The organism is Odoribacter splanchnicus DSM 20712, assembly GCF_000190535.1.
Lineage (GTDB): Bacteria > Bacteroidota > Bacteroidia > Bacteroidales > Marinifilaceae > Odoribacter > Odoribacter splanchnicus.
Genome location: NC_015160.1, coordinates 3,638,746 through 3,658,296, shown reverse-complemented (window position 1 = coordinate 3,658,296; position 19,551 = coordinate 3,638,746). Strand labels below are relative to the sequence as shown.

Annotated in this window: 16 protein-coding genes; 5 read left to right on the top strand and 11 right to left on the bottom strand. The window is 43.3% G+C overall.

Annotated features, from left to right (window positions below):
- Nucleotides 1-79: 79 nt before the first annotated feature.
- From ODOSP_RS15485 to ODOSP_RS15460, 6 genes are all read right to left on the bottom strand, one after another.
- Entirely contained in the window at nucleotides 80-985 is a 906-nt protein-coding gene (locus ODOSP_RS15485; protein ID WP_013613239.1) for a hypothetical protein, read from the bottom strand.
- A gap of 19 nt (nucleotides 986-1,004) precedes the next feature.
- On the bottom strand, nucleotides 1,005-2,429 hold the full coding sequence (locus ODOSP_RS15480) for a RagB/SusD family nutrient uptake outer membrane protein (protein WP_013613238.1): 1,425 nt from the start codon (nucleotides 2,427-2,429) through the stop codon (nucleotides 1,005-1,007).
- An 8-nt stretch (nucleotides 2,430-2,437) separates the two neighbouring features.
- Nucleotides 2,438-5,851 carry a TonB-dependent receptor gene (locus ODOSP_RS15475; protein ID WP_013613237.1) on the bottom strand — a complete coding sequence of 1,138 codons (3,414 nt, stop codon included), beginning with the start codon at nucleotides 5,849-5,851 and terminating at the stop codon, nucleotides 2,438-2,440.
- A 79-nt stretch (nucleotides 5,852-5,930) separates the two neighbouring features.
- A complete protein-coding gene (locus tag ODOSP_RS15470) occupies nucleotides 5,931-7,124 on the bottom strand; it encodes a FecR family protein (RefSeq protein ID WP_013613236.1) in 1,194 nt (397 codons plus the stop codon).
- A gap of 79 nt (nucleotides 7,125-7,203) precedes the next feature.
- Nucleotides 7,204-7,767 (bottom strand): RNA polymerase sigma-70 factor, encoded by a 564-nt coding sequence (locus ODOSP_RS15465; protein ID WP_013613235.1) that lies wholly within the window; start codon nucleotides 7,765-7,767, stop codon nucleotides 7,204-7,206.
- Nucleotides 7,768-7,956: 189 nt separating this feature from the next.
- Nucleotides 7,957-9,375 carry an amidophosphoribosyltransferase gene (locus tag ODOSP_RS15460; RefSeq protein ID WP_013613234.1) on the bottom strand — a complete coding sequence of 473 codons (1,419 nt, stop codon included), beginning with the start codon at nucleotides 9,373-9,375 and terminating at the stop codon, nucleotides 7,957-7,959.
- A gap of 430 nt (nucleotides 9,376-9,805) precedes the next feature.
- Here ODOSP_RS15460 and ODOSP_RS15455 point away from each other — a divergent pair, with 430 nt between their 5' ends.
- The 4 genes from ODOSP_RS15455 to ODOSP_RS15440 all read left to right on the top strand — a co-directional run bounded on the left by ODOSP_RS15455 (nucleotide 9,806) and on the right by ODOSP_RS15440 (nucleotide 14,828).
- Nucleotides 9,806-10,198 (top strand): hypothetical protein, encoded by a 393-nt coding sequence (locus tag ODOSP_RS15455; RefSeq protein WP_013613233.1) that lies wholly within the window; start codon nucleotides 9,806-9,808, stop codon nucleotides 10,196-10,198.
- A gap of 294 nt (nucleotides 10,199-10,492) precedes the next feature.
- Nucleotides 10,493-11,707, top strand: coding sequence for a BACON domain-containing protein (locus ODOSP_RS15450; protein WP_013613232.1), 1,215 nt, complete (start codon nucleotides 10,493-10,495; stop codon nucleotides 11,705-11,707).
- Between the two features lie 10 nt (nucleotides 11,708-11,717).
- Nucleotides 11,718-12,908, top strand: coding sequence for a BACON domain-containing protein (locus ODOSP_RS15445; RefSeq protein ID WP_013613231.1), 1,191 nt, complete (start codon nucleotides 11,718-11,720; stop codon nucleotides 12,906-12,908).
- Nucleotides 12,909-13,151: 243 nt separating this feature from the next.
- Entirely contained in the window at nucleotides 13,152-14,828 is a 1,677-nt protein-coding gene (locus tag ODOSP_RS15440; RefSeq protein WP_013613230.1) for a SulP family inorganic anion transporter, read from the top strand.
- 31 nt (nucleotides 14,829-14,859) lie between these two features.
- Here the strand turns inward: ODOSP_RS15440 and ODOSP_RS15435 are convergent, their stop codons facing one another.
- From ODOSP_RS15435 to ODOSP_RS15420, 4 genes are all read right to left on the bottom strand, one after another.
- The gene (locus ODOSP_RS15435) at nucleotides 14,860-16,377 is read right to left on the bottom strand and encodes a 4Fe-4S dicluster domain-containing protein (protein WP_013613229.1); all 1,518 of its coding nucleotides are present in this window, start codon (nucleotides 16,375-16,377) and stop codon (nucleotides 14,860-14,862) included.
- 146 nt (nucleotides 16,378-16,523) lie between these two features.
- Entirely contained in the window at nucleotides 16,524-17,453 is a 930-nt protein-coding gene (locus ODOSP_RS15430) for a DUF362 domain-containing protein (protein WP_013613228.1), read from the bottom strand.
- A 58-nt stretch (nucleotides 17,454-17,511) separates the two neighbouring features.
- Complete coding sequence (locus ODOSP_RS15425) at nucleotides 17,512-17,919, bottom strand: phosphoribosyltransferase (RefSeq protein ID WP_013613227.1); 408 nt, start codon at nucleotides 17,917-17,919, stop codon at nucleotides 17,512-17,514.
- Complete coding sequence (locus ODOSP_RS15420) at nucleotides 17,909-18,430, bottom strand: hypothetical protein (protein WP_013613226.1); 522 nt, start codon at nucleotides 18,428-18,430, stop codon at nucleotides 17,909-17,911. The genes ODOSP_RS15425 and ODOSP_RS15420 overlap by 11 nt, the downstream gene beginning before the upstream one ends.
- 114 nt (nucleotides 18,431-18,544) lie before the next feature.
- Here ODOSP_RS15420 and ODOSP_RS15415 point away from each other — a divergent pair, with 114 nt between their 5' ends.
- Complete coding sequence (locus ODOSP_RS15415; RefSeq protein WP_013613225.1) at nucleotides 18,545-18,913, top strand: YccF domain-containing protein; 369 nt, start codon at nucleotides 18,545-18,547, stop codon at nucleotides 18,911-18,913.
- A gap of 6 nt (nucleotides 18,914-18,919) precedes the next feature.
- On the opposite strand, the gene ODOSP_RS15410 is transcribed toward ODOSP_RS15415, so the two are convergent.
- A complete protein-coding gene (locus ODOSP_RS15410; protein WP_013613224.1) occupies nucleotides 18,920-19,531 on the bottom strand; it encodes a LysE family translocator in 612 nt (203 codons plus the stop codon).
- Nucleotides 19,532-19,551 lie beyond the last annotated feature (20 nt).

The window sequence follows — 19,551 nt, the reverse complement described above, 5'->3', positions numbered from 1 at the left end:
AAGTGGTTGTATGAAACCCTCATTCCAGCGTCATTTTCTCTGGTATACAAATGTACATGAGGGTTTCATAACATGCTTGTCATTCATTATTGCCGATCTGCATTTTCGTTAGGAATACACGACTCGGGTTTTTATACAAATGTTTGGCAAAACCTTTACGGCCACTTTCTGTCACAAATCCACACGTAGCATTATTCGCCATAGTCAACTTATCTACTCCGTCCGATATCACCAGCCCGGATAACTCTTTTTCCGTTATCAACATAAAGTTCAAAGTTATTCCTCCCATAAACTTCGTTGTATTCATTTCAGAAGCTTTATAATCGGTATATCCCAGCCCGTGCATAATATCTTCTGTCTCTGATGCTGCCGGATTCAAACAATAATATTTAGAATCGTTGTCAACATACAATATGACATCGATCTCACTCAAATGAGCTTTATAATCGGCCATATCATAAACCACATCTTCTGTCGGATTATACAGCCATGCCACGTTCTTTCCAGTCATTGTTATGCCATGGCGGTTATTGATGTACCTGATCATCTCAAATTTCTGATCCAACACTTTTGTGGTTCCGTCATTCCGGGTAACTTTCAGTTTTATGCCCAGACTTTTACCACGCAGCGATTCGTCATCCGGCATAATCAACGGATATTTCACCAATACGGTAGATATCTCCCGGGAAAAATAGCCTTCACTATCCAAGGATAATGCTTTATCTTCATCCACCATAGCAAAAGTAACGTCTTCCACGACAGGCCGGATTCCATCTTCCGAGGTAATCTCGATCCGGCTCAATTCTCCTTTACTGGTTGAAGCGACAAACTGAAATACAACTGTTTCTCCCGGTTCGGCTTTAATAGGATTATTGGTTTCTATGACGGTAAGGTTCAGCTCCCCATTGGATTCCAATACATCATCCATAGAACAGCTTCCCCATAAAAACAAAACCGGTAACAATAATAAATATATCTTTTTCATAATTCTATACTTTAATCGATTAAAGTGGTTTTTGTTCTACACTGGTATTATGCTCAAACTCAGCACGCGGTATCGGGAAACAAAGCTGATCGTCTTTTTCATAATTATCGTTCCAGGTTTTCAACAGCCGTTTGCCTCCGACTCTCATCCGCACGGCAAGATAGTACAAGGCTCCATTCTCCATACCGATTTCCCGGAGATTTTCATTGAAGATTTCATTCATCAGACTTTCCCGGTCCGGATAATCCGATGCTTTCAACGGCGTAGCTCCTGCCCGGTTACGGACAATATTCAGGACATCCACCACGTCTTTCACAGGACTGTCGGTCCGTAACATCGCTTCCGCCTTGATCAGGTACATCTGAGCTACACGCATATAATACATCGGACAGTCGCCGGTGGATACATAATGCTTCTTCCAGATTTGTCTTTTATATTTTTCCCCGTTCAGATTAGTAAATTCCAGAGAATCGAAAGTCACTTCATACCGGGGATCCTCTTCCGGAAAAACCGCAAGATACGCACTCGACGGTTGATAAGTCCCGCCACCGAACATTTTAAACAAACTCCCCACATTATCATCCATCGCAGGAGGATTCTTCATGAAACGGGTAAACAATAACTCTTTCGAGTCATATCCATGCTGAAAAATATCAGCATAAGTATCCTCCATTCCAAACTCCGCACTACCGATCACTTCATTTGCCAAACGGATGGCTTCGCTATAATCGCCATCAGCCCCCCGGTTCATCAGTAAGTCGGCTTTAAAAGCTTTCGCGAAAGTAGCACACACACGGTACCTGGAATAAAATGCCGGAGCATATTTTATGGCATAGTCCAAATCTTCAAAAATCTTTTCATAAGATTCTTTGACTGTAGCTCTTGCCTGATTGTTGTTGGAAAGCGAAGAAGGTTCCAGGCGTATAATCGTCCCTAACCGGCTGTCGAGATCCCAGAAATATCCGTATTTCCGTAACAAAAAAGCATGCGCGAAGCCCCTCAGGAAACGGGCTTCGGCCAACATTTCCGTCTTACGGTTCGGCCCGAAAGCACTTTCCGGTAAACGATCGGTATAATAGATGAAATTATTGGCCGAATTCACAATCTTATAACCACTCTTCCAGGGATTCTCCGCATCAGAATTATCATCCAATACCTGCAAACGGGGTAATTGTTCCCCTTCCGTTTTTGAACGATAAAAAGCTGTAGGATCTAACAATCCTGTACGGAATTCATTATCACAAATGTAATAGGCACTCCATGTTCCCCATCCCTCCAGGTAGGAGTATACCCCATTCAAAGCGACCTTTGCCGAAGATTCATTGGTAATCGCATTATCTCCCACCAAATCATGAGGCGGAATTTCATTATCGAACATACTGTCACAACTTCCTAATGTCAGCAGCAAAAGTATCAACGACAAACTGCTATATATCTTATTCATAATCATGCTTATTTAATAGTTACTTTTACTCCGAAATTAAATGTTCGCGTTGTCGGATACATATCGTTATCGACAGAAGCGCCTTCGATCGCATCCGTACTGAAAGACTCCGGAGAAGGACCCGGATAAGAAGTAAAGGTATACACATTATTTGCAGAGGCAAATATGCTGACATTACCGAAAATCCTGGTTTTATCCACCCAGTGCCGCGGCAGGCTGTATTCAAGATTTATATTCTGTATTTTCACATAAGAAGCATCGTATACCGCATTATCTCCAAAGTCATTATAATAAAAATTATACCTGATGCTCGGATATTTATTCGAAGGATTCTCGGGTGTCCACCTTTTCAACGCTGTGCTCTGTGTATTTTGATTCTCCGCCATATTGAACATATTGGCTTCTCCCATCCAGATTTTCTGCGCACCATGGCTAAATGTTCCCTGAACACTTAATTTCAATCCTTTCCAGGACAAACGGGTAGCAAATCCTCCCTCAAAATCGGGCCGGGAACAACCGATCACCGTTTTATCTTCAGTGGAACCGGAGACTTTATTTACATACCCATCTCCAGACAAATCTACATATTTCAAATCGCCGGGCATCGTTTTCCGTCCGTAAGCCTCCTGGTAAGGTTGATCCGGATTCAAAGCCTCATAACGGTTCACTTCCTCCTGTGTCTGAAAAATACCATCTGTCTTATACCCGTAGATCAAACCCAAGCTCTTGCCTTCCTGAATCACTGTATTTCCCAGATAACTGCTCCCAGGATAAGAAACATATTCGGCATCGATATCCGTAATTTTATTTTTATTCTTCCCGATATTAAAGCCAACGAACCAATTCCAATCCTTATTATCAATAATATTAGCTTTTATTTCAAATTCGATACCTTTATTCTCGATATTGGCAAAATTAATCTGTGTAGTCTCCAGGCCTGTACTCAACGCCATAGTATAAGCATACAACAAACCATCCGTTTTCTTTTTATAAAAACCTAAAGTTCCGGAAATCCGCTGGTTGGGTAAGAATCCAAAATCAAGTGCCAGATCGACCTGTTCGGTAGCTTCCCATTTCAAACGGTCATTCCCGATTTGTGAAGGCCGGGTGGCAGGCTGATTCTCATAGTCCGCATTTTCATAAAGTGTTCTCCAGCCATACTCACCGACATAAGCATTTCCGGTTTTACCCCATCCTCCTCTCAGTTTCAGGAAAGTGAAAATATTCGATTCCCGCAGAAAATCTTCTTCCGACACAATCCAGGCCGCAGCCACTGACGGGAATTTACCCCAACGATATTTAGGGGCAAACCGGGAAGAACCATCGGCACGGAAAGTACCTGTCAACAAGTAACGGTTCATAAACTTATACTCGGCACGGGCAATATAAGAAAACATCACCGAACCGACAGCTGAACCACCTTTCCCTCCATAATCCACCAAATCACTGCCTTGCCAGATTCCATTCTGTACCTCATCGTCCGGGAAATCCCGTAACTTAAAATAGGTATTATTCTGCCGGTCCTTATTATATACGATGGCCCCTAAAGCGTTCAGGCTGTGTTTCTCATTAAAAGTCTTGTTGTAAGTCAACCGGCCTTCGAACTCCATGGTTTGCCCGGCAGAATATGCCCAGCGTCCGACACCTTTCTGATCTCCCCAATAACCACTACCCTCTTGGGTATTACTGGAAGCATAAGAACTCTCTTCTCCTTTCCGGCGTTGATACGTATACTGGGTCAAAAGTTTCAATTCCGGCAGAATCTGAAATTCAAGGTTCCCCGTCAATCTGAAATTATCCTGACTATAAGTCGTCGTATTTTCCGTCATCTCAATAATCGGATTCTTAACATAATACACCTTCCCTCCGGAAATATAAGGATGCAAATACAAGGACCCATCTTCATTATAAGCCGGTATATCCGGTCGTGCTGCAGCTGCTGTTGACAAAGAAGCGCCGTTCACATGCCGGTCAGAAGTAGTACCGGAGAATTTTGCATTCGCTTTTATCCATTTATTGATATCGGCATCAAAACCCAATGTATAAGTATATCTCTGAAAATCAGTAGCTTTTACCATTCCTTCTTCGTTAGCATATCCAAAAGAAGCATAATATCCGAAATCCTGGCTTCCACCCCGGATGGAGAGCCGATGTTGCTGAGTAGAGCCATTACGCATGATATGTTTCATCCAGGGAGTATCTTCTTCACCGAAATATCCGGGAGCCGTGACCTTCTGATACATCGGATACAGATTTACATCCTCAAACCCATCGGCTTTAGCGGAATTTGTGATCGCCTCCAAAAACAACATCTTGTACTCGTCAGCATTCAGCGTATTTACATCCGATACCAGACGGGTAGCACTGTAATCATAACTATAATTAATAATCGGTTTCTGATTTCTTTGTCCGGCTTTCATCGTAATCATAATGACTCCGGCAGCTCCCCGGGACCCATATATCGCTGCTGAAGAAGCCCCCTTCAAAATATCGATACTCTGTACATCATCGGGATTCAATTCATTAATATCGAAATCCGAAGGCATAGGCACATTGTCCACGACAATCAACGGAGCCAAAGCTCCTGTCAGGGAAGGTACACCCCGAATTTCCAGCCGGGCAGCGCTACCCGGCGAACCGTCGCCATTCAGGATACTCAAACCGGCCACCTGTCCCTGCATCATATGGGCAATATTCGTTGCAGTAGACTCCTCGATAATTTTAGAGTCAAAACGGGCTACTGCTCCGGTCAAATCTTTTTTCGTAGCCGTACCGTAACCGATCACCACCACCTCATCCAGATCGCTTTGATCATATTCCATAACTATATTGAACTCCCCGTTCCCCTGAACAGTTAATTCTTTATTTTTCATTCCGACATAAGAAAATTGTAACACCATTCCCGCTTTCGGAATATTTAAGGAAAAATTCCCATCGACATCGGAGGCGGTACCTATCGTCGTGCCTTTCAATACGATAGTTACTCCCGGTAAAGGCATTCCTTCCTTATCAGTCACCTTGCCTTTTACCGTTACTTCTTCGACATGCTGCGGTGTTGCTGGCTGTTTTACCAGTATAATATAATCGTCCATGAATTTATACGACATCCCCTGGCCTTGCAACACTTGTTTCAATATCTCTTCCAGTTCTACATCGGTAAAATTTGCTTTTACTTTCTTACTCAAAGTCAACTGATCGTCATTATACACGACCGCCTTATTTGTCTGACGCTGGATTTCTTTAAATACCTCTTTTAGTCCGGTTTCACCCAACCGCATAGTCAACCGTTGCTGTGCCCAAACCTCTGCCGAGACTGAAGTCGCAAAAAAGACACACATCAAAAAGGGTAATTTCATCACCCAAAATAATTTACGCGGCTTGTTTTTTGGCAGAGCAAGCCACCAATTCGCACTTTTTTTCATAAATTTGTAAATTAATTATTAAATTTATTTCCCCAAGGGGAAGATTTGTCGGTGCGCGCTTCCAACACGCACCGATTTTTTATTTTCTATTTACTACAATAGTCCTCTCGTTCAAAACAAATTGAACATTCGTAATCTCTTCTATAATATTCAAAACATAACGTATATCATTATATTTCTTAAAAGCACCGGAATATTTCAAAGTTTTCAGTTCTTCAGCAACAAAAAAGAAATCCACATCGTACCAACGGCCCAGCCTGCGAGTGAGTTCTTCCAAAGGCATCGAATCAAAATTCAGGATTCCATCTTTCCAGTCGACATACTGCGACACATCTACCTTTCTAACCGTTCCCCGCCGGGTAGTCGTCTGATAAACATATTGTTCATCAGGTTGTAAGATCTGTTGCCGATGGTCCGTCTGCACCCCGACCTTTCCATGCACTAAAGTTACTGCCGCCTCCATCTCCTCCGGATAAGCCATCACATTAAATCCGGTTCCCAATACGGTCACGCTCATTCCCGATGTCTCCACCAGAAAAGGATGTACTGTATCGGCAGCTACTTCAAAATAAGCTTCTCCCTCCAGAAAAACCTTTCGTTGTCCGCCTGTAAATGCTACCGGATATTTCAATTTCGAAGCCGAATTCAACCAGACTTTCGTACCATCGGATAATACCAGCTTATATTCTCCACTCCGCGGAATAGTAATCGTATTGAAAAGCATTTCCTCCTGCTGCATATCCCCGGCCTTTTGTTCATATGTCAGTTCCCCTTTTCTCTTTCGGATCAATGTCCCATCTTTCCAAAGCGAATCCCTGCACCATTCCTCCAGGTTCACCTGTTCGCCACTAGCCAATGTCAACACGGCCTTATACGATCCAGGCAGGACAGCCGGCTGTTGCGCCATCGGCGACATTTCACTACTCCGATCTTCCCACGGCCTTTCGATCAGTCCTATAGCGATCCCGATCGTAAAAACCGCAACAGCGCCATACCGCCAAAAATAATTTCCGGACAAAAGGAAACGCCGTTTATTTCCGGACAATTTCTTTTTCAGTTTTTCCATATCCTCCCGGACACGTTCCGGATTCCGGAATACATTCTCTCCCTCACCTCTTTTCAAACGCTCACGTATCCGGCAATATCTCATATAGTGGCGTTCATCCTCCGCCAACCACACATTAAGTCTCCCCTTTTCCTCCGGCGTAATTGTTTCTGACAATTCAGCCGTAATCAAACGTGCTATCTCATAATACGCAGACAAATCTTTCATCGCTTATCAAATTTGTATATAAAACACACAGCTGATAAAAAAGATGAATGAAAAATAATTTTTTTTGAAAAAAAATGGTTTATCCTTGTACCTCAAACCAGGCAAGTAATAACAATAACGATCCTGTCAATTCTTTCCGAAGGATATTCAAAGCATTGTATTTCAGGGTTTTTACAGAATTGACCGAAATTCCTAACTGATCGGCGATCTCTTGATTTTTATCTCCTTTTACAACCAAACGCATAATCCGGGCAGATTGTGCCGGAAGACGATCGATAGCCGAATAAAGCGCTTCAATAGCTTCCTCTTCAATCACCATCAAATCGAAATCGGCATCTGTTTCTTCCGAAAACCTCCCGGCCAGATCCACCTCTTTCCGATGGTCCCGGATATAGTTCAGGCACTGATTTCTGATAGTAATATATAAAAAAGATTTCACAGCTGCAAAATCTCTGAAATCTTCCCGTTTATTCCACCATTTGATAAAAGCATCCTGAGCAACATCCTTACTCAACATTTCATTATTAAGGTAATGGTTGGCAATATTACACAATCCCGGATACAGACTCACAAACAAACGTTCGAAAGCCTTCATGTCACCGGAACGCATTTTCCGAAAATCCTCAGCCTGTTTTTCTAGCATCTTACCTTAATTAACCTAAACAAAAATATTGAAAATAAGAAAACAAAAAAAATATACCCTGAAAATCACGAAAAATTTAGGAAAAAAACTTCCCCGAAAGTTAAATGAAAAACTTTCGGGGTTCAGTAGACAGATTAAATAAAATAGATATCTATTCAAATAATAAAAACTTTCGTCTCCACGACAAGTTTATTCCATATAACTGGAATTATCCCAGCAATGTGTACAGAGCTGTTCTTTAGGTAAACCGATCGCTTTCACGAGATCGTCCAAGCGTTGGAATTGCAGAGAATCCAACTGGAGATGCTGGCACATCACCCTCACCATCTCCTTATATTTCTCTGAATCCGGATCCGAATAAGGTTTCAGTATTTCGTCCGTCAGTTCGGAAGTTCCTTCCAGGTCGCGGATGACACGGCGGGCAAATAAGTCAAAGGTCGAACGGGAAGTGGAGAAATTAAGAAAACAACAGGGGTAGATCAAAGGAGGACAGGCGATCCGGATATGTACCTCTTTCACTCCGCATTCACGCAATTTCACGACATTGTCTTTCAACTGGGTACCCCGAACGATAGAATCGTCCAAAAAAACGATCCGGGCATCCCGCGTAAACGCCTCGTTCGGTAACAACTTCATCTTAGCGACCAAATCACGCATATTTTGATTTTGCGGCATAAAACTCCGCGGCCAGGTCGGTGTATATTTCACAAAAGGTCTTTTATAAGGAATCCCCTTCTCGTTGGAATATCCGATAGCATGTCCCACACCCGAGTCCGGAATTCCGGCAGCAAAATCAAGAGTCAATTCATCACGTTTCGCCATAGCAGCCCCACAACGGTAACGGGCATCTTCTACATTGATCCCTTCGTAATAAGCAGAAGGATAGCCATAATAAACCCACAAAAAAGAACATATCTGTTTCCTGCAACCGGCAGCAATAATCGGTGTAATCCCGTCTTTCGAAACCCGTATCGCTTCATGCGGTCCCAGATCACGGACTATATTATAGCCTAAATTGGTAAACGAAGAGCTTTCACTGGCCACAACATAACCGAATTCATTCTTACCGATAATGATGGGAGTACGGCCGAACTTATCACGGGCAGCATAAATACAACTGTCTGTCAGAATTAAAAAAGAACAAGACCCCTTGACCATACGGTAAACGTTCTCTATACCTTCCTTGAATGTCTCTCCTTTGTTGATCAGAATACTGACTACTTCGGTCGGGTTGATGGCCGACCCGGACATTTCGGCAAAGTGAATCTTTTCCTTCAACAACTGAGCGGATATCTCTTCCAGATTATCGATTCGCCCTACCGTCACTACGGCAAAACGCCCCAAATGCGAAGTTACCGTTATCGGCTGCGACTCCATATCGCTGATCACCCCGATCCCCAGGTAAGAACCAATGAAACGTCCCAATTCCGGCTCGAACTTATTCCGGAAATAAGCACTTTCTATACTGTGAATCGACCGGACAAAATCCTCTCCGTTATAAAAAGCCATACCGGCTTTCTTCGTTCCCAGATGTGAATGGTAATCGGTGCCGTAGAAAACATCGGCAACGCACTCTTTGCGTGATACGCAACCAAAAAATCCGCTCATATAATTGTAGTCATTGATTTAAGGCTACAAAATTACAAAAAAAGTAAAAAGTAGAAAGCAGAAAGCGTTCAAATTCTCCCCGCAAGAGCAGGTTCTTATAAAGCAAGTTATCCGGTAAGAAAATAAAAAGCAAGATCTGTTTTCAAAATTCCAAAATAATACTTACATTTGCAACGAAAATCACATCTATATGCGTAAAAAGCCGATCTACTAAGCACAGAAGGAGTGCCTGGAGATTTTTTTGCCTGTATCGGGTGTATTCAAAAAAAGAGTTATGAAACGACGAACGTAACATCTTTGGATGTTAAACATTTGAAAAACAACATTTTAATTCGGATTATCCGCTAAAGAGGGTAAAGTATGTCCGAACAGTTCTTTGACATGTTGTGTTTTTCAAAATAAAATGTTTAACTATAAAATCCAAAATGTTATGAATTCAAAAAGTCGTTATGAATTAGCCGCTTCGGTATGTCGCGGAAAAGTATGGCTCGACAATACAGCCCTGGCAGCCATTAGCCGAATGTACCGGAAACGAATAGAAAATGCAACCTCTAAACTGGAAGCGACCGTCGAACAAGGACGCTACGCTTCATTCAGAATCGATCAGGCGCTCGATCACCCTAAAGCCTCCCGTCTTGTTTTACAACAAATGATTGCTTCATTGGAAGAGGTCATCGGTCAATTATTTATTTTTGAAGCAGGTAGCCGCATCAATACGAACCGTTATACCTGTCTTATTTCACAATTCCGGGAAAAACAGGCTTTAGCCAAGCGCGCACTTGAGCATTCAGATAAAAACAATACCCCGGAAGTGTTTGTTTAGCAAACTTTTCATTATTTTTGTAGGGTCTCTTCGGGGACTTACATATTTCGATGAAAGTGTTTCGCTTTTATCCTGTGCTGAAAATCTGGTAAATTTAAAGTAAACAAGGAGAAGCAATACAAAACACTCATCACTTGCACGTTATTGCGTCAAATCACGTAATACTGTCAAGTGTGGGGTATTGTTTATTTGTTTACAGGTTTACCAGAACCTTCAGCACAATAAACCGATAACTCCACACTTTCTTTATATTAACGAATCACTATCCCGGAGTTAGATAGTAACTCAAACATCATGAAAAAAATTTTATTCCATTTATTTCTGCTGGCCTCATTATTTATGGCAGCTTGCCATGACGATAACGGAGGTCCCTCTTCTATTGTCATCGACAAAGATCAGCAAAACCAGACAGCTTACGCCGACGATACAGAAAAAACCATCCGGTTCGAAGCGACAGAAGCCTGGCATACCGAAGTCGACTACACAGCAACAAAAGCAACGGAAACCGTAGAAAAATGGGTAAGTCTCGATCCAGCCAGTGGCGAAGCAGGCGAAATCACCATTAAACTCGCCTTATCCACCAATTACACCGGTACTGACCGAAAAGCGACGATCCACATCATTTGCGGAGGTACGACGATCACGGTCATCATCGAACAAAAAGGAGAAACTGAAAACGGAGAGGTGCCGGATGAAGATTCTCCGGCCGATGGAGTACGTAAAATCTCTGAAATCATTACTTCCACCGACGGCGAACCGAATCACATCGTATTTACCTACGATGAACAAGGACGTGTACAAGAATACTCACTGTATAAAGAAATCTCCGGTCAGAAAAAAACAGAATACGTGACGACTCTGACTTACTCAGAAGACCGGATCGTCAAGAAAACCCAAGCTTACAACGACAGTTATACGACAGGAACAACAACCTATTCGCTATCCGAAGGCCGTATCGGCAAAGCAAGGGCGGAAACCGACAATTTCGATTGTGACACCTGGTACTACGACTCAGAAGGCAATATGACCAAATATATCGAAAGATATACGATTACGATGGGAAGTGTCGATCAGGAAGGAAATACAGGAGCAACCGTCGAAGTTCTCGATTCGACTGTCACCACTTATATCTGGCAAAACGGAGTGGTGAAAACCATGCATTACTATCCGGAAGACAATGTTTCCAACGATATCATCACCTCGGAATTCGAATATTACGACCTGGATGAAATCCGGCCATTACCATCGGTAATAAAACTACAATATTACCCGGAAGAACTGGCGGGTGAAGATCTGACTTTATTTGGTTATAACGGTAATGTTCCTGCCCGGTTCATAAAAAAAGTAACTACTTCGGGAGACCGGTGGAATAAAGACAATGGCACGACTACTTATCGCTATGTAACCGATTCTAAAGGATATGTGGTCCAAATCTACAGCAAATGGGAGTCCGCGCAGGGCAAGACCGATGCAGAAGAAAAACTGGAATGTGAAATCATTTATGAATAATTCTACGGCAATGAAACATTACCTATCCTTATTCACCCTCTGTCTGAGTATTATTTTCCTATCCTGCAACGATGATAATTCTTCGGACAGCATCAGCATTTCAAAAGATCAGCTGAACCAAAGTGCCTATGCAAACGCCTCGGAAAGAGGCATTACTTTCACTGCACAAGAAGCCTGGAAGACTGAAATAAATTACAATTCGGCTACGAAGGCTACAGATACTTCGAACTGGATCACCCTCGACCCACCCAGTGGTGAAGCCGGAACAGTAACCGTAAAGATTCTCTTATCTCCCAATTATACAGGAACCGGCCGTAAGGCTACGATCCGGATTATCTGTGGTGGTAGTAGTATTACGGTAACGATCGAACAAAAAGGTCAAACCGAAGAAGGAAATACGCCTATCGATCCGGAACGCCCTGATCAGTACAAGAAGTTGGTCAGTAAAATAGAGATAACCAACACACATTACGGTTCTTCCGGTAATCTGACCCATAAATCGGAACGCCTTTTCACTTACGATGAACTCAACCGGATTTCCACCTATGAGGAATACGATTATACGGACAATAAACGTATGCTGGACTGGAGTGATTCCTACAGTTATTCCGGCAATACGATCACTTGTCTGGAAAAAGTCGAAGATCAGAATCAGATATTCGAATATAAAACCATATATAAACTGGACGAAGAACAAAACGTAAAAACATGGACCTGTGAATATAACGAAATCGGAAAACCGGAAATCGATCAGGGTGAACTGTCTTATGAAAACGGATACTTTTCAAGCTCAAGAACTGAAGTCAGCAATTCCGGACCAACGACAGACCAGGCTATTTGGGTAGACGGTAATCTGGTAAAAGCAGGAGAAACCGATGAGCCACGTGCCACAACGAACATAGAATACAGCCATATCCCCAATAATAGTAACGTCGATTTCAATTACCTGTTATCCCAGACCGAATGGTTGGATTGCCTGGCATTCGAGGAATCAGGCATAAAAGCCTTCGGCTGTTTCGGAAAACGGAGTGCTTACCTGATGAGCAAAGAAAAAGACGGGTACAACAATGACGAACATGTCTTCGAATACCGGACAGACAACGAAGGCAATATCCGGGAAATCACCGTTACAACTTACGATGGCCAACACCAGGTAAGCAGTAAACGTATTCACACCATCAGCTACATCGACGCAAACTGATTCTATCGTTTCATCGATCGGAATCATTCCCCTATCTTCCCGCTGAAAGCCGATTCGCTTCATATAGAGAAGATAGGGTTTCTTTATTTCGCCATAACAACCGGGGAAGCGTCTGATATGATTCACTTTGACCGGCGATCAAACGGCTTTTACATCATAAAGTCAACTTTGTTAGCGCCGGACATTCTTTATTTAAAGTTTATTTTATAATTTTGCAGCTTGTTATAAAAAAGTGTGCTAGTCATGAAACGGATTGATTTTCAACCGGTATTATTCGATACCCTAAAAAATTATTCGAAAGAAAAATTCTTTACCGACCTGATGGCCGGAATTATTGTCGGAATCGTTGCTCTTCCATTAGCCATCGCTTTCGGTATTGCTTCGGGGGTAAGTCCCGAACAAGGTCTGATCACAGCCATAATCGCAGGATTTATCGTTTCCTTCCTGGGAGGGAGTAACGTACAGATCGGAGGACCGACTGGGGCCTTTATCGTTATCGTTTATGGTATTATTCAACAATTCGGTATCGAGGGTCTGGCGATCGCTACCGTTATGGCCGGAATCATGTTGGTCTTGATGGGAGTATTTAAACTAGGCACAATCATCCGCTTTATCCCTTATCCGATCGTCGTCGGATTTACCAGTGGTATTGCACTTACCATTTTCACGACTCAGATCAAAGATCTGTTCGGATTAACCATGGACAAAGTGCCCGCCGATTTTATCTCCAAATGGATTGCTTATTTCCACAGTTTCGACACAACGAACTGGATTGCACTAGGGGTAGGAATCGGAAGTATCCTGCTCATTATCGTCACTCCCCGGTTTTCTAAAAAAATACCGGGTTCGTTGATCGCCATCATTGTCATGACCGTTATCAGTTATCTGTTACGCCATCACCTGAATATCACCGGCCTGGAAACCATCGGCGACCGTTTTGAGATCAATGCCAGCCTGCCGACTCCCAACGGCTTAGCGTTTAATATCGAAACCATCAATCAGCTTCTGCCGGCAGCTTTCACCATCGCCATTCTGGGAGCCATCGAGTCTTTATTATCGGCCACCGTAGCAGATGGAGTCACCGGACATAAACACAATTCCAATACAGAGTTAATAGCCCAGGGAGCAGCCAATATCGTAGTTCCTTTCTTCGGAGGGATTCCAGCCACCGGAGCAATTGCCCGGACCATGACCAATATCAATAACGGCGGCAAAACTCCTGTAGCCGGTTTGATCCATGCCGTTGTATTATTATTGATACTCTTGTTCCTCGGCCCCTTGACCAAACATATTCCGATGGCTTGCCTGGCCGGCGTTTTGGTTATCGTTTCTTACAACATGAGCGAATGGCGTACATTCAAATCATTGATGAAAAACTCCAGATCGGATGTCGCTGTATTATTGACTACTTTCTTATTGACCGTCATTTTCGATCTGACCATCGCCATAGAAATCGGTCTGTTACTGGCCCTGGTACTCTTTATGAAACGAATGAGCGAAGTAACGCATATCACGGTTGCCAAAGATCAGCTCGATCTGTCGAACGAGGGCGAAATCTACCATGAAGAAGAAAAACTGATCGTACCGCAAGGAGTCGAAGTATATGAAATCGACGGCCCGTTCTTTTTCGGTGTCGCCAATAAATTCGACGAATGTATGAAAACCATCGGCGACAAACCCCGCATTCGTATCATCCGGATGCGCAAAGTACCGTTTATGGATACGACAGGGCTGCACAACCTGGAAAGCCTTTACCGTTTATCTACGAAAGAAAAAATACAGGTCATCCTCTCCGGAGTAAACGAACAGGTTCGTGCAACTTTGGTCAAATCTTCCTTTGCCCGAACCATCGGCGAAGAAAATATTTGCAGTAACATTCACGAAGCATTGAAACGGGCGGAAGTATGTCTGAAAAGTTAAAGCGCTGACTTTTCAGACACCCCGGTCTGCATCAGAATCCGAAATCATCGAGTATTACCTCTTTTTTCTCTGCTTCCTGAAAAGGTTTAGCTTCCTGATGCACCGGATTCCCTTCGATATAGATGGCGCGGAACGGACGTACCGGGCAGACATATTCACATCCCCCGCATCCGACACAAATATCGGGATTCACGGAAGGGATCGTCAAGCCATTTTTATAAGGAATCATAGTCACGGCCTGAGTAGGACAATGTTCGGAGCAAGCCCCGCAACTGGTCTCGTCGGTATTGACGATACAATTTTCGCGGACAAAAACCACCCGTCCCATCTGCAGCTTATGCTTTTCCTCTTTGGTAAGCGGCAATAAAGCCCCGTTCGGACACACTTCAGAACATACCGTACAATCGAAGTTACAAAAACCATGACCGAAATCCATTTTCGGTTGCATCATCCCCCCTAAACCATAATCCATAAAGGCAGGTTTCAACACACGCGAAGGACATTTGGTGACACAAAGATGACAAGCCGTACAATGTTTCAATAAATGCTCTGCACTTTGAGAACCGGGAGGGCTCAACGGATGCTCTCTTTGCCAGGATTTATTGGCTTTAACGACAGCCTTTCCCTGAGCCAGCACTTTGTTGGGAAGAAGTAAAGACAAAGCCCCTACGGTAGCCACAAACTGCCGCTTAGAAGTATCCACCGGCTTTTCCGGCGTCTTCCGCCCTTTCTTCCACCCCAATCCGTATTTTATACTATGCTTATGGCAAACCGACAGACAATTATAGCAGTCCACACAACGGCTCTGATCTACCTTTTTGGCCTTGCTATCGATACATCCCGCCTTACATTGCCGCTCACAAAGCCCACATGAAACACAGGCATCGGCCTCTATCCGTATCCGCCCAAAAGAATAACGCGATAAGAAACCCAATAATGTTCCTACCGGACAGACAGTATTACACCAGGTACGGCCATACTTCCAGGCCAACCAGCCAATCCCGCAGAAAGTCAGGAGCCCGATGAAAAGAGAGGCCATACTCAATACATAAATATCGGTATGATAAAATGTATAATTACCGAAACTATTGAATACCCAGGCCAGCAAATTATTTACAGCCAAATAAACAGGCCGGAAAACATTTACCCCCATCCGTCCAAATGCACTATATGGATCGAGCAGGCTTAACAAAACGGTAGCACCGAGTAAAAAAGCCAACACCACTATTCCCAACACCCCATAACGCAAAACGCGTTTTTCACGGGTATAACGATAATGCTTTTTACGATTTATTCTCTTCGCTATCCAAGCTACGACATCCTGAAAAATACCCATCGGGCAAATCACCGAACAATAAATACGCCCGAATAATAGTGTCGCCACCAGCAGGATCAATACAATTCCGAAACTCCCCGCCAATAAGGCCGGGACAAACTGTATCCGTGCCAGATTAGGCCATCCTGTAGTTAAACCGGCAAAATCCAGGAAATAAAAGGTAATCACGGCCCCCATGACTACCGCAAACAAAACACGTAATTTTTTTAGCATAACATCCCCCACCTTTAGCCTTTTGCCTTTAGCCTTTTGCTTTTAGCCTTTAGCTTTTTGCTTTTAGCCTTTAGCTTTTAGCCTTTAGCTTTTAGCCTTTTGCTTTTAGCCTTTAGCTTTTTGCTTTTAGCTTTTTTACCTTTTTTTCAAATCTTAATCCTCTTCACTTTCAAGCGATTGATGTCCATCGTACCGATTTTAAGCTCCTCTCCTTTAGCCAAATGTCCAACCACCTCCAGAGGCATCTTTTCCACCTGATTGAAAAACTTAGTAGCTGCCGTATCTACAGCGACAATATCCGGCGACATAAACAACCCCTTGGCCAGCACCACGTCGGCTTCTGATTTTCCGCGCGGTCCATTGGTTTTCATCAGACGGTAAGCATCCACGACATTCAATACCGCCGGCTTACTGATTGTGCAAATATCAGCGATACATTGCTGCAAATCATTGCGATGGAAAAATCCGCGATCCCAGACAATCCCCATATGATTTTTCATCGAAATGGTCATTTTAGCCCCACCGTGATTTTTCAAAATAGGAACATTGATCCACACATCACAATCCAAAATAGCCGAATGTATTTTAGCTGTTTTCAGGCTTTTGGCCTTAGGTAGTTCCACTTCCCGGTAATAAGATTCCTCATGTGCCGGCATCACCTTAGCACCGGCCGCTTTGGCAGCCTCTTCGATTCCGCTGTTTTTATAACATTTCCGCCAGTCATCGCAAGTATGATCGAACACAACCACCTCCTTTGCACCGGCATCGAAACATTGCTTAATAATTTCAGATACCAATTCAGGATTGGTATTTCCTGCCAATTCGGGCACTTTATCCCAACCGATATTCGGTTTGACAACCACTTTTTGTCCGGCTTTGACAAATTTCCCCATACCTCCGAATTCAGCGATTGCTTTCCGGAACATTTCTGCCGGTTCACCACCCATTACGGCGACCAAATCGCATCCCCCGGCCTGAGAAGTATTTTGTGCCATGATATCCATCACCCCATCCCACTTCATTGTCACAGCAGCCCCTGTCAAGGCTAGTGTCTTTAAAAATTCTCGACGATCCATAAAGTCTGTTTATAAAGTTCGTAAAGTTATAAGGCCCATCATACGCACGAACAACTCCTTAATCCGTCCGCCATGGAAAACGAAAACACATTTCATTATACAGGCAATAGTCGGCATTCCCATTGACAGCAAAAGTCTTCACTACAGCAGCCCCCGCACCGAGCAACAACTGTCGGGCATAATTCAAGGTTGTTCCGGTTTTTACCCGGTCCTCTACCAATAATATTTTTTTCCCTTTTACCTCGAACCGGATTTCCTCTAACAACCGGGGCCGGTCGTACAATTGTTTTTGATCGGCATCCCTTAAATGCAATTTCAGCAACTGCATATCCAGATTCAAACGCTGATTCAGCATCGCTGCCGGAATAATACCTCCATTCGCAACAGCAACAATCAAATCGAATCGTTCTTCGAAAGTAATCTCCAGAAAACGCTGTCTTACTTCCTCAAAAGTCTTAACATTCATATTTAGCCAACCCTTTCAGGATTACCCAGCCAAGCACCACTTGCAACAACATTCCCGGGAATCCGATTTTAAAATCTTGCAATGCAGCAGACAAATCCGAAGCGATCAACCATTCGGCTATACCACCGAGCACCTGATAGGCCACCACCACCGCAGCGACATGCAATAAAGAAACCCGTTGACTTCTGTCGGCTACAATAGCTCCCACCAAAGCCAGTAACGTAGATTTTACCAACAAAACAGGTAACATCCCTGCCGGCGGCATCCCGAATAAGAGGTGATTACACAAAGGTGACAATACAGCAGTCAGTATACCCACTTTCAAACCGAATTTATAAGAAGCGATCAAAGTAAAAAAATAGATCGGTAAAAATATTTTACCTCCATCCGGCATTAAATGGCACAATTGGGGAAGCAGCATATTTCCTCCGACAAAAAGGACCGCAAACAAATAGGTCCGGACATTCACAACAGAAAGATTTAACTGACGAAATTGAGATACGATCATCATCTTAGTGCATATTTAAAATTTAACCACTTCAAATATACAAATTTTTCATAGTTTTGATCAATCGCTATACTTTTTTCCGATTGAAATTAAAAAAACAATGCTTATCTTTGGAACATGAAAATTTTAGGAAATATCATTTGGTTACTATTCGGAGGAATCTTCGTCGCCGTCGAATATTTCATCGCCAGTATCGGATTATTTATCACAATCATCGGTATTCCCTTCGGGCTCCAGACAGTCAAACTCGGTATATTGGCATTATGGCCCTTCGGAAGCGAGATCGTACATAAACAATCGCCCCACGGATGCCTCTCTACCCTGATGAACATCATCTGGTTTTTTATAGGCGGAATCTGGATTTTCCTATCGCACATTTTTTGGGGAGTCCTGTTTTGCATCACGATTATCGGTATCCCATTCGGAATGCAACATTTCAAATTAGCCGGACTGGCACTCACTCCTTTCGGACACGATGTAAAATAAAACCTTTTATCTTACAAACAATATGCTGACTCCGATGACACAATAAATCAAAGATTCTGCCACATTCACCGCCAAAGCCACCTTAGGGTTTTGCATCAAGCGACGAGCTAACCGATCCGCCACAGCAGCTACCATTGAAAAAATCAGGAAAGCCTGAACCATAAAAACAAGCCCTAACAATAACATCTGAGGAATGGGATTTTCTATCCCTTTATCTATAAATTGCGGAAAAAAAGCCAGAAAAAACAAGATTACCTTAGGATTCAATATATTCATCAGTATCCCTTTCCGGTATAGTTTTCCACTGACAGCAGCGTCTCCCGACAACTCGAAATGATTCTCCCGACGGGCCAGAAAAGCTTTTACTCCAAGATACAACAAATAAGCAGCACCGGCAAACTTCAACATCGTAAAAGCTACAGGAGAACTCATCAGCAAAATCGAAACACCCAGACTGACAGCCGTTACATGAGCGATCAAGCCGGTACACAATCCGGCGGCAAAGACCATCCCGGCCTTTCGTCCCCGGGTGATACTCTGTGTAATCACAAAAAGTATATCCGGTCCCGGCATCAAAGTCAGCAGCACTGCCGCACTAATAAATCCCCAAAGGTTCATAACTATAAATCAGATTCTAA

Excerpts from the sequence above, each read along its gene's own strand:
- ODOSP_RS15485 (WP_013613239.1), bottom strand. The coding sequence starts at position 985 with ATGAAAAAGATATATTTATTATTGTTACCGGTTTTGTTTTTATGGGGA.
- ODOSP_RS15480 (WP_013613238.1), bottom strand. The coding sequence starts at position 2,429 with ATGAATAAGATATATAGCAGTTTGTCGTTGATACTTTTGCTGCTGACA.
- ODOSP_RS15475 (WP_013613237.1), bottom strand. The coding sequence starts at position 5,851 with ATGAAAAAAAGTGCGAATTGGTGGCTTGCTCTGCCAAAAAACAAGCCG.
- ODOSP_RS15470 (WP_013613236.1), bottom strand. The coding sequence starts at position 7,124 with ATGAAAGATTTGTCTGCGTATTATGAGATAGCACGTTTGATTACGGCT.
- ODOSP_RS15465 (WP_013613235.1), bottom strand. The coding sequence starts at position 7,767 with ATGCTAGAAAAACAGGCTGAGGATTTTCGGAAAATGCGTTCCGGTGAC.
- ODOSP_RS15460 (WP_013613234.1), bottom strand. The coding sequence starts at position 9,375 with ATGAGCGGATTTTTTGGTTGCGTATCACGCAAAGAGTGCGTTGCCGAT.
- ODOSP_RS15455 (WP_013613233.1), top strand. The coding sequence starts at position 9,806 with ATGAATTCAAAAAGTCGTTATGAATTAGCCGCTTCGGTATGTCGCGGA.
- ODOSP_RS15450 (WP_013613232.1), top strand. The coding sequence starts at position 10,493 with ATGAAAAAAATTTTATTCCATTTATTTCTGCTGGCCTCATTATTTATG.
- ODOSP_RS15445 (WP_013613231.1), top strand. The coding sequence starts at position 11,718 with ATGAAACATTACCTATCCTTATTCACCCTCTGTCTGAGTATTATTTTC.
- ODOSP_RS15440 (WP_013613230.1), top strand. The coding sequence starts at position 13,152 with ATGAAACGGATTGATTTTCAACCGGTATTATTCGATACCCTAAAAAAT.
- ODOSP_RS15435 (WP_013613229.1), bottom strand. The coding sequence starts at position 16,377 with ATGCTAAAAAAATTACGTGTTTTGTTTGCGGTAGTCATGGGGGCCGTG.
- ODOSP_RS15430 (WP_013613228.1), bottom strand. The coding sequence starts at position 17,453 with ATGGATCGTCGAGAATTTTTAAAGACACTAGCCTTGACAGGGGCTGCT.
- ODOSP_RS15425 (WP_013613227.1), bottom strand. The coding sequence starts at position 17,919 with ATGAATGTTAAGACTTTTGAGGAAGTAAGACAGCGTTTTCTGGAGATT.
- ODOSP_RS15420 (WP_013613226.1), bottom strand. The coding sequence starts at position 18,430 with ATGATGATCGTATCTCAATTTCGTCAGTTAAATCTTTCTGTTGTGAAT.
- ODOSP_RS15415 (WP_013613225.1), top strand. The coding sequence starts at position 18,545 with ATGAAAATTTTAGGAAATATCATTTGGTTACTATTCGGAGGAATCTTC.
- ODOSP_RS15410 (WP_013613224.1), bottom strand. The coding sequence starts at position 19,531 with ATGAACCTTTGGGGATTTATTAGTGCGGCAGTGCTGCTGACTTTGATG.